The organism is Candidatus Bipolaricaulota bacterium (genome assembly GCA_035528115.1).
In the GTDB taxonomy this organism is placed as follows: domain Bacteria; phylum Patescibacteriota; class Patescibacteriia; order UBA11705; family DATKZF01; genus DATKZF01.
Genome location: DATKZF010000001.1, coordinates 224,657 through 236,360, shown reverse-complemented (window position 1 = coordinate 236,360; position 11,704 = coordinate 224,657). Strand labels below are relative to the sequence as shown.

Here is an 11,704-nt window from a genome sequence, read left to right as displayed (position 1 = left end):
ACCATAAGCGGTTTCCTTTCTACAGGGTTCTTTGAAGTTTCGTTTTTCGCGGGCTCCTTGATCGCCCCGTCTATTACCTTTATGGGGCGGAAACTTCATGGCCCGCGGGACTTATTTTGACTCCGTGCGTTGTCCACCCGACTTCCAAATCGCTTTCCTACATCGGAAAGCGTTATTTTTTTTAAAATTTTTGCATTTTGAAAATTTTATGATAAAGTGATGAGACTATGGGAAATATTAAAGTATTACCTCAAGAAATCATCAACCAAATCGCGGCCGGAGAGGTCGTTGAGCGGCCCGCTTCGGTCGTTAAAGAATTGGTGGAAAACAGCCTGGACGCCGGAGCTGACCAGATTGAAATTGAAATAAAAAATGGCGGCTTGAATTTGATCAAAGTCTCGGACAACGGACATGGCATGTCCGAGGAAGAGGCGAAGTTATGCGTTTTGCAGCACGCCACCAGCAAATTGAAAAACATCGATGATTTGTTCAATATCAATTCTTTCGGTTTTCGGGGGGAAGCTTTGGCTTCCGTGGCCGCGGTCGGCAAATTCACTTTGCAAACCAAAGATTCGGATTCGATTTCCGGCTCGAAAATTTCCAACTCGACCGGTCAAATAATTGTTTCTTCGGTCGGCTGTCCTCACGGCACCTCGGTCTTTGTTGAAGAGTTGTTTTACAATGTGCCGGCCAGAAAAAAATATTTGAAAACGGTCAACACCGAATTTAATCATATTTTGGAATTATTCACTCGCTTCGCGCTGATTCACGGTAAAGTTTCTTGGAAATTGATCAATAACGGTAAGGTCGCGTATCATTTGCCCAAGACGGAAAAGTGGCTCGATCGCATAGAATTGTTGTTGGGCGATAATTTGGCCGCGGATTTACTTGGAGTCAGAGTTAATTTGTTGGACATGGAATGTCTCGGCTACATCGGCAAGCCTCAAGCCGCCTTGCCTCATCGCCGACACCAATATTTGTTCGTCAATAAAAGACCGGTCACCGAACATATCGTCGCCAAAAGCGTTAGAGACGCCTATGGGACTTTGCTGCCCAGAGAGCTCAATCCCGTATTTATTTTAAATTTGAAAATCGATCCGTATAAAATAGACGTCAATGTTCATCCTCGAAAGCTGGAAGTGCGTTTTTCCGAGCCGCAGACCGTTTATCGCGGAGTTTATCGAGCCATAGCCTCGACGCTCGACAAAAATAATTTGATTAAACAAGTGGCATTTGATAAGCCTGCGGAGGAGCGTGGCTCCGGATTCATTGATATCAAAAGCGCGTTATCAGAGAAAAAAATATCTTTGCCGCCCTCGGCGTCTCAAGTAAAACAGGCCGTGGAATTCAATCAATCCATTTACGCTTTGCCCAAGTCCGCGAAAAAAAGTTTTACTTCGGAAAATATTGAGCTGGTATCGTTTTTGCAAGAAAAAATAGAATTGGTGGACGTTGACATTGATGAAAATGACTGGCAGGTCATCGGCCAAATCAAAAATTCTTATATCATCATAGAATCCGCTTCGGGCGTGAAAATCATGGATCAGCACGCCGTTTCGGAGCGCGTTCAGTTCGAAAAAATAAAACTGGAATTCGAAACCGAGAAAATCAAGTCTCAAAGTTTGCTTTTGCCTTTGCTGTTTGATCTGCCCGCGATCGACATGGATAATATTCGCCAATCGATTGACTCTTGGTCCAAGTTTGGTTTTTCCATAGACATTTTTGGAGAGAAAACGATTAAAATAAACGCGGTGCCTGCTATGTTGAAAGATAAAAATATCCAAAAAATATTTTTTGAAATATTCGCGGATATCGATGAGCGGGCGGTGTCCTCGGAATTTTCGGATTCGGCGCGAAAAGTTTTGAACACAATGGCTTGCCGCTCCGCCGTGAAATTCGGAGATGATTTGTCTTTTGAGGAAATCGAGATTTTAATCAAGAATTTTCGCGCGCTGGAAAATCATTACACTTGCGTTCATGGCCGTCCGGCCATAATTGACATAAATTATACGGAGCTGGAAAAACTTTTCAGCAGAAAATAGTTGTTACGAATTACAATCTTTTAATAAGCTTTCAGGTTATCTGTTACGCCTGCCTGCTCCTCGAGTCTGAGCTCGGAGTCGAAGACCGGCAGGCAGGCGGCAGGTAGGAATTACAATCTTCTTATGCATAATGCTATAAGTGAATGTAATTTGTAACAACCGCTTAGAAGCCAACCAGAAGATTGTAATTCGTAACAACTATTGTCGGTATTGATTGCCGCAAAAAAAAGGGGGGGGGAACCATGACGCTCGAGCATATGGGCTTGTGTTTCGGAGAGGCGGAAAAACGGGTGAAGGGAGTATTCAGCGAGGTTGTCGGCAACCTCAACCCGTTTCGCCGCCTTCGCGTTTCCGTGGCGCAAAAGCGCGCCCAAGCCATCGCGCGCATCGCCAAGGCCCTGCGCGAGCCGCCGCTCGCGCTTTCGCGCGAGATTAACCTGGTCGTTTTGGGCTCGAGCCGTCGCGACGCGCTCGACAGCTTGATTGAGCACGCTCGTATGTTCATTCGGCTGTGCTCTCTCTGCGACGAGGACGTCAAGCTGATTGATTTGCTCCTTGCAGAGCTTCAAAGAAAGCTCGGCCCCACGGTCACGAATCGGTTGGGTTGCGAGAGCTTCTGGCGCGAGCTGGCCCGCCCTGCGTTTTACTCGAATATTCTTGGAGCGTGCATTCACTTGATGCTTCCGCAAGCGTACCGAAGCGAGGCCAGGGCCCGTCTCCTGGCGAGAGCAAAATATCTGTTCGACGCCGCATAAACCGCTAAACTTAGCGGTTTTTTCAATAATCAGCGGATATCCCCGTTATTTAGCCTCATAATTTGACAATTTTGTAAAAATTCGATAGTATTTATATTGCGATAGAAAAATGTAATTTTGATAAAAAAGCTTCAGTTGAGCTGATTTGCGGGTTGACTGAATTTTATTATCCTATATAATTGAATTACATTTTTAATTTAATATTCATGGGAAAGAAAAACGAATTCATTGAGATGCGCGGCAAGGTGGAAGAAAAGCTTCCCGCTGCCATGTTCAAAGTTAAATTGGACAACGGACACGATATTTTGGCTCATCTTTCCGGTAAAATGAGAATCCATAAGATTAAAATTTTGCCCGGAGACGAAGTGAAGGTGGAGCTGACTCCGTACGATCTCACCAAAGGCAGAATTGTTTATAGATTTTGAGATGTTAAAAAAATATTGAGGTTGGTTTTTTAATGATCGATTTAATATTTGAAGAAAACGAATGACATATGAAAGTGCAAGCGTCCGTAAAAAAAATTTGTAAAGATTGCAAAATCGTGGTTCGAAAAAGAAGAGTCCACGTCATTTGCAAAAATCCCAAGCATAAACAAAGGCAAGGATAATTTTCATGTAACATGGAATATGAATCATGTATCAAATGATATGTGCTCCATGATATGTGATAAATGATGAAAAATTATGGCCAGAATCGCAGGAGTTACAATTCCAAAAGAAAAAAGAGTCGAAATTTCATTGACTTATATTTATGGCATTGGCACGAAAATCGCCAAGGACATTTTGGTTAAAGCGAAAATCGATCCCAATATCAGAGTTAAAGACTTGACTGAAAACCAAACCAACGTGTTAAGAGATATTATTGAAAAAGAATACCATGTTGAAGGAGATTTGAGACGAGAAGTTGTTTCCAATATTAAAAGGTATAAAGACATTAAGTCGTTCCGCGGTTTAAGGCACATGAAAAAATTGCCGGTCAGAGGTCAGCGAACCAAGACCAACAGCCGCACGGTCAGAGGCAACAAGAGAGTTACCATGGGCAGCGGTAAGAAGACAACGGCGCAGAAAACATAAATTTTGAAGAATAAATAAATATGGCACAAATTTCAAAATCCAAGAAGAAAAAAATAATCAAGCAGACCCCGCTGGGCCGAGCTTATATTAAGTCCACTTATAATAATACATTGGTGACTTTGACCGATCAGACAGGGAATGTGCTCGCTTGGTCGAGCGCCGGGTTGAACGGTTTTAGAGGACCCAAAAAAGCCACGCCGTTCGCGGCTTCGATCATCGTTAAGAACGCGGCCGAGAAAGCTCAGCCATACGGCCTTAAAGACGTCCATGTTTTCGTCAAGGGTGTCGGCTTGGGTCGAGAAGCGGCGATCAGAGGATTGAACGCCAACGGCATTAACGTCTTATCAATTAAGGACGTCACTCCGATACCGCATAACGGTTGCAGACGTCGCAAGCCAAGAAAAGTGTAATATTATGAAAAAAAGTTTAATGTGCAAATTATGCCGGAGGGAAGGTAAAAAGCTTTTTTTGAAAGGTGATCGTTGCAATACCAGCAAATGCGCCATTGTAAAAAGAAATTATCTGCCCGGTCAGCATGGACATAAACAAGGCCCGACCAGAAAAATGTCGGTTTACGGCAGACAGCTGAGGGAAAAGCAAACCGCCAGGAGATTGTATAACATCAAAGAAAATCAGTTTTCTTTATATTTCAAAAAAGCGACCAGGAAAAAAGGAAATTCCGAAGAGCACTTTTTCACCATGCTTGAAAGCAGGTTCGATAATGTTATTTTTCGTTTAGGCTTGGCAACATCGAGAAATCAGGCCAGGCAGATGATCGGTCATGGACATTTCCTTATTAATGGCAAAAAAGTGAATATCCCATCTTATCAATTGAAGGTCAATGATGCCATAGATGTAAAGAAAAAGAGCTTGGAGACGCCGTTATTCAAAAACGCGGCGGAGAGACTTAAAACGCAGGAATCGCCGGAATGGTTGTATTTCGATCTGAAAACCATGTCAGCCAAAGTGCTGGCTGCTCCGGATTTCAAAAAATCCGTTACCGACTTTGACATGAAGCAAATCGTTGAATATTATTCTAGGTAATTAACCGACGCTTGTCGGCTAAAATAAATCCGGTCAAAATTGCCGATTTATTCAATAAAGAATAAAAAGGAGGGGGATCGGAATAAATTATGGAATCATTACTTTTACCGTCAAAAATCCAATACCAAGATGGCGCTGAGGAAAATCAGGCCACTTTGACTATTGAGCCGATGTATATGGGGTACGGCACAACGATCGGCAACGCCTTGAGAAGGGTGCTGTTGTCATCTTTGCCCGGAGCGGCTGCGACGGCCGTGAAAATAAAAGGCGTGGATCAGGAATTTTCAGCCATAAAGAATGTTAAGGAAAATGCTTTGGAAGTGTGTCTGAATTTGAAATTGATGAGATTGAAAGTTTTTTCCGAAGAGCCGCAGAAGTTAACATTGAAAGTAAAAGGTAAAAAGGAAATTACCGCGGCTGACATTGATAAAAACGCTCAAGTTGAAATTATCAATCAGGATTTGCACATCGCCAGTTTAACGGATAAGGATTCGGAGCTGGAAATGGAAATTACGGTCAGTCAAGGCAGAGGTTATTTGGCTACGGAAGAAAGAAGCAAAGAGGATTTGGAAATCGGCACTATTTTAATAGACGCTTTGTTTTCTCCTCTTAAAAATATCGGTTTTAAGCGCGAAGATATTCGCGTGGGTGATATAACAAATTACGACAAATTGGTAATGGATATTGAAACCGACGGCACGATTTCTCCCAAAGAAGCGGTTAAAGCGGCTTCGCAGATATTGATTGACCATCTTAATTTGTTGGTGGGAGAGAAAACGGTTGAACCGGTTATGGCCGAAGCTTCGGTTGAGGAGGTCCCGGCCGAGGTTGAAGAAATGGAAGAAGTTGAAGAAAAGAAACCAAAGAAAAAATCTAAGAAGGATAAATAAATATGCGACATAGAAAAACCGGTAGAAAATTGGGCAGAAAATGCGGTCCGAGAAAAGCGCTGATGCGCGGCTTGGCCACCAATTTGATTTTAAACGGCAAAATAAAGACGACCGAGGCCAAAGCCAAATCGCTGAGGCCGATTGTCGAAAAGCATATCACCAAAGCGAAAGTCAACACACTCGCGATTCGAAGATTGCTGTTGGCGTATTATTACGACGAAAAAGCGGTAAAAATATTATTGGAAGATGTCGGTCCGTTAAACGCGAAAAGACCCGGCGGTTACACCAGAATTTTGAAATTGAAGCCGAGGCAAGGAGACGCGGCCCCCATGGCCATGATCGAATTGGTCGGTTATAATAAAAAGGCAGCCGGTAAGGTTGCGGAACCCAAGAAAGAAGTTAAGAAAAAAATCGTAAAGCAAGCATAAAATATGGCAAAAGAATTGGTTAGAAAAATTCACACATTAGACGCCGAAGATATAGCTTTAGGCAGATTGGCGTCGCAAATAGCTATTTTATTGAGAGGAAAAAATAAAACGGATTTTCAATTTCATGAAGACCGCGGAGATATTGTCGAAATCAGCAATGTTAGCAAAATGAAATTTACGGGCAAAAAGATTGAGCAAAAAAAATATTATCATCATTCTGGTTATCCGGGCGGACTTAAAGAATATGGTTTGGACGATTTGATGAAAAAAAATCCGGAAAAAGTTTTAAAAAATACGGTTTTGGGAATGTTGCCGAAAAATAGATTGAGATCGAACATGATCAAAAGATTAAGATTTGTTAAATAAGATCGCGCAAGAAATTATGCCAATAAAGAAAGCCACAATTAAAAAAGATACCAAGAAGGCTGTGAAGAAACCGGTGAAAACGGTCAAGAAAACGGTTGAAAAAGAAGAGAAAGAAGAAGTTGAAAAAAAGAGAGATTATTTATACGCGGTGGGCAAAAGAAAAACTTCAATCGCTCAAGTCCGCGTGTATAAAAAGGGCAAGGGCGCGGTTAAGGTTAACGGCAAGGAAATGAACGTTTATTTCCCTACGGACACTTTGCGGGAAATCGTCATTAAGCCATTGAAATTGATCGGTCAGCAAGATAAGCTTGATGTTTCCGTTAAAGTAATCGGCGGGGGCTCAAAAAGCCAGTCTGAAGCGACCAGGCACGGAATTTCGAAGGCCCTGATTCAATTGAATCCCAATTTCAGAAAACCTTTGAAAAAAGCCGGTTATCTGACCAGAGACGCGAGAAAGAAAGAAAGAAAGAAGCCCGGTTTAAGGGGCGCCAGACGAGCGCCGCAATGGAGTAAACGATAAATTTGATATAAAAAAATCCCTTGAAACAAAGGGGTTTTTTGTTTTACCGATTTTGATAAATTGTCAGTCGTTATAATTATTGATATAATAATCTCATTGTATGTCTCGTTCCGTAGCTCAAAACACAACTTATTTGACCGCTTCTTACATATTGCAAAAAGTAATATCGTTTTTTTATTTTATTTTGATCGCCAGATCGATATCGGTTGAAAACGTGGGCACATACACTTTCGCCATGAGTTTCACCACTTTGGCCGCGGTTTTTATCGATATGGGTTTGAGCCAAATACTGATTCGCGAAAGCGCCAAATATAAAGACAAAGCGAAAGAATATTTATCAGCCACTTTGTCTTTCAGGTTCATTGCTTCCTTGGTTGTATATTTGCTTGTTTTTTTGGGCATCGGCTTGTTTTTGAAGCATCCGCTCGGCAATGACAGCGTGGCCAATGATTTGCTGACCAAACAATTGGTGTACTTGTCGGGCTTGGTCATGATTATGGATTCTTTTACCTTGGGTTTTTGGGGTCTGTTTCGCGGCTTTCAAAATTTGAAATACGAAGCTATCGGAGTAGTTTTAAATCAATTGATTGTGGTGGCCATCGGCGGAGCTTCTTTATTTTTCAAACTCCCGCTTCATTTTTTGGTGATCGCTTTTATCGGAGGTTCGCTATTCAATCTTATTTTTTCAGCGATTTTGGTCAGGAGGAAGTTAAAGATCAAATTGTCATTTAATTGGGATAAAAAACTTATTTTCTCGCTGCTGAAATTATCTTTTCCTTTCGCCCTGCTGGCCATATTCGGCAGAATTTACGGTTATATCGATCAAATATTGCTTTATTTTTTGGCGGGCGCCAAAGAAATCGCTTTGTATTCTTCGGCTTATAAGATGATTTTCGCCTTGCAATTTATTCCTTCGGCGTTCGCGGCCGCCATTTTTCCAGCCATGAGCTCTTATTTCGTTGAAGCCAAGGACAAACTGAAAGATATTTTTGACAAATCAATGGCTTATTTGACCATGTTGGCCGTGCCGATCATGTTTGGCATCGCCAGCTTGGCCGATAAAATAATAGGCGCGGCCTATACCGATGATTATTTGCCCGCCGTTATTACCTTGCAATTATTGTCAATCGGCGTGGTTTTTGTCTTTTTGAATTTCCCTCTGGGATCGCTGCTAAACGCCACGGATCGACAGGTGCAAAACACGAAATTGGTCGGCTTGACCATGATTATAAATTTGACCTTAAACATCATCTTGATTCCGATATTAAAATACAACGGCGCGGCCATCGCTTTTTTGTGCAGTCATGGTTTTCTTTTCTTCGCCGGACTTTATTGCGCCAGAAAAGTGATCGCGTATTCCAAGAGGTTATTACTGATTTCTTTCGCCAAAACGGTTTTGGCCGGCGGAATCATGTCGCTGGTTGTCATGTCCATAAAAGACAGCGTGAATATTCTTTTATCCATCGCCGTTGGCGCGATTGTTTATTTGGCCGTCATGTTGGCGGTTAAAGGCATTGATAAAAAAGATTACAATGAATTTAAAAAAATATTTTTGAGGTAGTTATGTGTTTTGATAAAATTTTCCCCGAACAAGAAAAAGTGTCAGCGGTTTTTTCCAATAAAGAGGCCGGTGATTTGAGAAAAGATGCTCATAATATTGAGCGTTTTTTAAGGCTTTTAAATATCTCGCCCGAGAAATTGGTCAGAATGAATCAGGTTCACGGGAGAAATGTAGGTTTCGCTGACGGTCAAATTTCCTTTTTTGAAAAAACGGACGGTTTGTTTACCGATCAAAAAGGCGTTTTTTTATCGGTGAACACGGCGGATTGTCTGCCTATATTCGTTTTCGGGCGAGCGCCGGAATTTGTCGGGATCATCCATGCCGGTTGGAAGCCTTTGACGGCCGGCATTATCGAGGAATTTTTCAATAAAGCTCAAGCGAAATTGGGAACCTTTGATTTTGCCAATGTTTCGGTCGCCATTGGACCGGGGATCGGACAATGCTGTTTCGAGGTGAAAGACGATGTTATCCACAATTTTTCGCCTTGGCCCAATCACATTAAACATGGTCTTAAAGGTTCTTATTTCATTGATTTGCCTAAAATAGCCGTTGATTGTTTGACAAGGGCGGGCGTCAATGATAACAATATAATGCTGGCGGGTGAATGCACCAAGTGCCGGTCTGACAAGTATTTTTCATATCGGAGGGAAAAAAATGAACTCGCCGGAGAAATGATGGGTATAATCGGTTTGATATAAATATGGAAAAAACATTATTGGTGACGCTTGATTTTCCGCCACGTCTTGGCGGCGTGGCCAATTATTGGGCCAATCTTTGCGGCTGTTTGCCCGCGGATTCGGTGTCGGTTTTGGCGCCCGAATATGAGGGTTCTCATGATTTTGACTGTTATCAAAATTATTTGATTTACCGCAGAGTTTTGATTTCGCGCCAAAAATGGCTGTGGCCAAAATGGCTGCCCATGGTTTTCGCGATGCAAAAATTGATTAGAAAGGAAAAGATCAAGAGGATTATTGTCGGACAGGTATTGCCGGTCGGATCGGCCGCGTATTTGCTCAGAAAATTTTTCAATTTCAAATATATAGTTTCCTGCCACGGCACGGATGTCAAAACCCCGAAAAAAAAGTCCAGAAAATACAAGCTGATGCGTTGTGTTTTAAGAGCCGCTGATTGTGTTATCGCCAATAGCGAATATACCAAAAAAGCCTTGATCGAAATTGGAGTGAGAGAAGAAAAAATCAATATCATTTATCCTTGCCCGAATGTTGAATGCGTTAATGTGGATCAAGCTTTGAAAAACGATATCAGCGAGCGATATAATTTGAAAAATAAAAAAATTTTATTGACCGTGGCCAGACTGGTGGAACGAAAGGGGCATGATAAGGTTATTCAAGCGCTGGCGGGTTTAACGCAGCGATTCCCTGATTTGGTTTATTTGATCGTGGGCAAGGGGAATAATTTGGGTAATTTGAAAGCCTTGGTGAATCGGTTTAATTTGAAAAAGTACGTTTTGTTTCTGGATCGGGTTGATAATGATGAATTGAAGGTTTTGTACGATCTGGCCGATATTTTTATCATGGCTTCTCGAGAGCTGTCTAGCGGCGATGTTGAGGGTTTTGGTATTGTTTACCTTGAAGCCAATAATTTCAAAAAACCGGTTATTGCCGGAAAAAGCGGGGGAGCGGTAGAATCGGTCATTGACGGGGTTAACGGACTTTTGGTAGATCCCAATAATTTTCATGATCTTAGCCGGGTCATTGTGAAATTATTAAAAGAAAAAGATTTGGCCGAACGGTTGGGGGAAAACGGTTATCGCAGAAATAGAGAATTTTTTTCCTGGAGCGCTCAAGCCGAGAAATTATGCGATTTGTTGAAATGATTTGACAGGACAATAAACATTTGCTAAAATTTTAGGAGTTAATAATACCGCAGAAAGCAAGGGCCGAAAACGGCTTAAACCAAAACCTTGCCGAGGTGAAGATTTATCTAATTTTAGATTAAATTCGCGGTATTTGACGCGGATTTTTTGTTAATATTAATCATTGTTTGAAAATAATATGCCGCTTTCAAAAGAGCAAAAAGAGAAAATAGTCAGCGAACTCGTAGAAAATTTAAAGATCGCCAAATCCTTTGTCATTTCGGATTTGAACGGTTTGACCGTTAACGACACTTCTCAATTGAGGCAAAAGTCCAGAGAAAATAACATTAAGTTGCAATCGATTAAAAAAACTTTATTGAAGAAAGCGCTTGAGCAAGTGAAAAAGGAAGGTTTGGATCCTCTGTCGCTTGAAGGCAGTTTGGCCATATCGCTGGGCATGCAAGACGAAGTGGCGCCGGCGAAAGTCATCGCGGAATTCGCCAAGACCCATGAACAGGTGAAAATTTTGGCCGGAGCCTTGGAAGATAAGATTTTAAGTCAAGAAGAAGTGGTGGCCTTGTCCAAGATTCCTTCCAAAGAAGAATTACTCGCCAAACTCGTGGGTGGCATCAATGCTCCGATTTCCGGCTTCGTCAATGTTTTGGCCGGGAATTTGAGAGGCTTTGTCAATGTTTTGAACGCGCTAAAAGACGTTAAATAATAATTAATTAATCATAAAAAATATGTCAGAAGAAAAAAAAGACGTTGAAGTTCCTGAGAAATTTAAAAAATTGGTTGAAGAAATCGAAAAAATGTCGGTCTTGGATTTATCCGAATTGGTAAAAATCCTGGAAGACAAATTCGGCGTTTCCGCGGCCGCGCCGATGGCCATGGCCATGGCGCCGGGAGCCGCCGCGCCAGAGGTCGAAGAAAAGACTGAATTCAATGTCGAGTTAACCTCCTTTGGAGACAATAAGATCGGCGTAATCAAGGTTGTTAAAGAAATTACCGGTTTGGGATTAAAAGACGCCAAAGATTTGGTGGATGGAGCTCCCAAGGTGATTAAGGAAGCTGTGAAAAAGGAAGACGCTGAAGTCATGAAGAAGAAAATGGAAGATGCGGGAGCTACGGTGAATTTGAAATAATTCCAACGTTGTAAAAAAAATTCCCATAACGGGAATTTTTTTTATTGGGGACGCGGCGGACGGT

The 11,704-nt window shown here is 41.9% G+C and carries 16 protein-coding genes and 1 other annotated feature; all 16 genes read left to right on the top strand.

What is annotated here, in order from left to right:
* Positions 1-227 precede the first annotated feature (227 nt).
* The 16 genes from mutL to rplL all read left to right on the top strand — a co-directional run bounded on the left by mutL (position 228) and on the right by rplL (position 11,640).
* Positions 228-2,042 (top strand): DNA mismatch repair endonuclease MutL, encoded by a 1,815-nt coding sequence (mutL, locus tag VMX18_01205; GenBank protein ID HUT22007.1) that lies wholly within the window; start codon positions 228-230, stop codon positions 2,040-2,042.
* 242 nt (positions 2,043-2,284) lie between these two features.
* Complete coding sequence (locus VMX18_01200; protein HUT22006.1) at positions 2,285-2,797, top strand: hypothetical protein; 513 nt, start codon at positions 2,285-2,287, stop codon at positions 2,795-2,797.
* Positions 2,798-3,003: 206 nt separating this feature from the next.
* Positions 3,004-3,222 carry a translation initiation factor IF-1 gene (gene infA, locus VMX18_01195; GenBank protein HUT22005.1) on the top strand — a complete coding sequence of 73 codons (219 nt, stop codon included), beginning with the start codon at positions 3,004-3,006 and terminating at the stop codon, positions 3,220-3,222.
* A gap of 68 nt (positions 3,223-3,290) precedes the next feature.
* Entirely contained in the window at positions 3,291-3,404 is a 114-nt protein-coding gene (rpmJ, locus tag VMX18_01190) for a 50S ribosomal protein L36 (GenBank protein ID HUT22004.1), read from the top strand.
* Positions 3,405-3,480: 76 nt separating this feature from the next.
* The gene (gene rpsM / locus VMX18_01185) at positions 3,481-3,870 is read left to right on the top strand and encodes a 30S ribosomal protein S13 (protein ID HUT22003.1); all 390 of its coding nucleotides are present in this window, start codon (positions 3,481-3,483) and stop codon (positions 3,868-3,870) included.
* Positions 3,871-3,890: 20 nt separating this feature from the next.
* A complete protein-coding gene (gene rpsK / locus VMX18_01180; protein ID HUT22002.1) occupies positions 3,891-4,280 on the top strand; it encodes a 30S ribosomal protein S11 in 390 nt (129 codons plus the stop codon).
* 4 nt (positions 4,281-4,284) lie between these two features.
* Complete coding sequence (gene rpsD, locus VMX18_01175; protein HUT22001.1) at positions 4,285-4,914, top strand: 30S ribosomal protein S4; 630 nt, start codon at positions 4,285-4,287, stop codon at positions 4,912-4,914.
* 89 nt (positions 4,915-5,003) lie between these two features.
* Positions 5,004-5,804 (top strand): DNA-directed RNA polymerase subunit alpha, encoded by an 801-nt coding sequence (gene rpoA, locus VMX18_01170; GenBank protein ID HUT22000.1) that lies wholly within the window; start codon positions 5,004-5,006, stop codon positions 5,802-5,804.
* Between the two features lie 2 nt (positions 5,805-5,806).
* On the top strand, positions 5,807-6,232 hold the full coding sequence (gene rplQ / locus VMX18_01165; GenBank protein ID HUT21999.1) for a 50S ribosomal protein L17: 426 nt from the start codon (positions 5,807-5,809) through the stop codon (positions 6,230-6,232).
* A gap of 3 nt (positions 6,233-6,235) precedes the next feature.
* Entirely contained in the window at positions 6,236-6,598 is a 363-nt protein-coding gene (rplM, locus tag VMX18_01160; protein HUT21998.1) for a 50S ribosomal protein L13, read from the top strand.
* A 16-nt stretch (positions 6,599-6,614) separates the two neighbouring features.
* Positions 6,615-7,118, top strand: a complete 504-nt coding sequence (rpsI, locus tag VMX18_01155; protein ID HUT21997.1) for a 30S ribosomal protein S9 — start codon at positions 6,615-6,617, stop codon at positions 7,116-7,118.
* Positions 7,119-7,218: 100 nt separating this feature from the next.
* Positions 7,219-8,679: a flippase gene (locus tag VMX18_01150; protein ID HUT21996.1), complete on the top strand. Its 1,461-nt coding sequence runs from the start codon at positions 7,219-7,221 to the stop codon at positions 8,677-8,679.
* A 2-nt stretch (positions 8,680-8,681) separates the two neighbouring features.
* Entirely contained in the window at positions 8,682-9,377 is a 696-nt protein-coding gene (gene pgeF, locus VMX18_01145) for a peptidoglycan editing factor PgeF (protein HUT21995.1), read from the top strand.
* A gap of 2 nt (positions 9,378-9,379) precedes the next feature.
* A complete protein-coding gene (locus VMX18_01140) occupies positions 9,380-10,516 on the top strand; it encodes a glycosyltransferase family 4 protein (protein ID HUT21994.1) in 1,137 nt (378 codons plus the stop codon).
* A 29-nt stretch (positions 10,517-10,545) separates the two neighbouring features.
* Positions 10,546-10,674, top strand: a sequence feature (ribosomal protein L10 leader region).
* A 20-nt stretch (positions 10,675-10,694) separates the two neighbouring features.
* Positions 10,695-11,216 (top strand): 50S ribosomal protein L10, encoded by a 522-nt coding sequence (rplJ, locus tag VMX18_01135; protein HUT21993.1) that lies wholly within the window; start codon positions 10,695-10,697, stop codon positions 11,214-11,216.
* Positions 11,217-11,238: 22 nt separating this feature from the next.
* Entirely contained in the window at positions 11,239-11,640 is a 402-nt protein-coding gene (gene rplL, locus VMX18_01130) for a 50S ribosomal protein L7/L12 (protein ID HUT21992.1), read from the top strand.
* Positions 11,641-11,704: the final 64 nt, after the last annotated feature.

What these genes read in the sequence shown, in the direction of transcription:
- mutL (HUT22007.1), top strand. Translation starts at nt 228, where the DNA reads ATGGGAAATATTAAAGTATTACCTCAAGAAATCATCAACCAAATCGCG.
- VMX18_01200 (HUT22006.1), top strand. Translation starts at nt 2,285, where the DNA reads ATGACGCTCGAGCATATGGGCTTGTGTTTCGGAGAGGCGGAAAAACGG.
- infA (HUT22005.1), top strand. Translation starts at nt 3,004, where the DNA reads ATGGGAAAGAAAAACGAATTCATTGAGATGCGCGGCAAGGTGGAAGAA.
- rpmJ (HUT22004.1), top strand. Translation starts at nt 3,291, where the DNA reads ATGAAAGTGCAAGCGTCCGTAAAAAAAATTTGTAAAGATTGCAAAATC.
- rpsM (HUT22003.1), top strand. Translation starts at nt 3,481, where the DNA reads ATGGCCAGAATCGCAGGAGTTACAATTCCAAAAGAAAAAAGAGTCGAA.
- rpsK (HUT22002.1), top strand. Translation starts at nt 3,891, where the DNA reads ATGGCACAAATTTCAAAATCCAAGAAGAAAAAAATAATCAAGCAGACC.
- rpsD (HUT22001.1), top strand. Translation starts at nt 4,285, where the DNA reads ATGAAAAAAAGTTTAATGTGCAAATTATGCCGGAGGGAAGGTAAAAAG.
- rpoA (HUT22000.1), top strand. Translation starts at nt 5,004, where the DNA reads ATGGAATCATTACTTTTACCGTCAAAAATCCAATACCAAGATGGCGCT.
- rplQ (HUT21999.1), top strand. Translation starts at nt 5,807, where the DNA reads ATGCGACATAGAAAAACCGGTAGAAAATTGGGCAGAAAATGCGGTCCG.
- rplM (HUT21998.1), top strand. Translation starts at nt 6,236, where the DNA reads ATGGCAAAAGAATTGGTTAGAAAAATTCACACATTAGACGCCGAAGAT.
- rpsI (HUT21997.1), top strand. Translation starts at nt 6,615, where the DNA reads ATGCCAATAAAGAAAGCCACAATTAAAAAAGATACCAAGAAGGCTGTG.
- VMX18_01150 (HUT21996.1), top strand. Translation starts at nt 7,219, where the DNA reads ATGTCTCGTTCCGTAGCTCAAAACACAACTTATTTGACCGCTTCTTAC.
- pgeF (HUT21995.1), top strand. Translation starts at nt 8,682, where the DNA reads ATGTGTTTTGATAAAATTTTCCCCGAACAAGAAAAAGTGTCAGCGGTT.
- VMX18_01140 (HUT21994.1), top strand. Translation starts at nt 9,380, where the DNA reads ATGGAAAAAACATTATTGGTGACGCTTGATTTTCCGCCACGTCTTGGC.
- rplJ (HUT21993.1), top strand. Translation starts at nt 10,695, where the DNA reads ATGCCGCTTTCAAAAGAGCAAAAAGAGAAAATAGTCAGCGAACTCGTA.
- rplL (HUT21992.1), top strand. Translation starts at nt 11,239, where the DNA reads ATGTCAGAAGAAAAAAAAGACGTTGAAGTTCCTGAGAAATTTAAAAAA.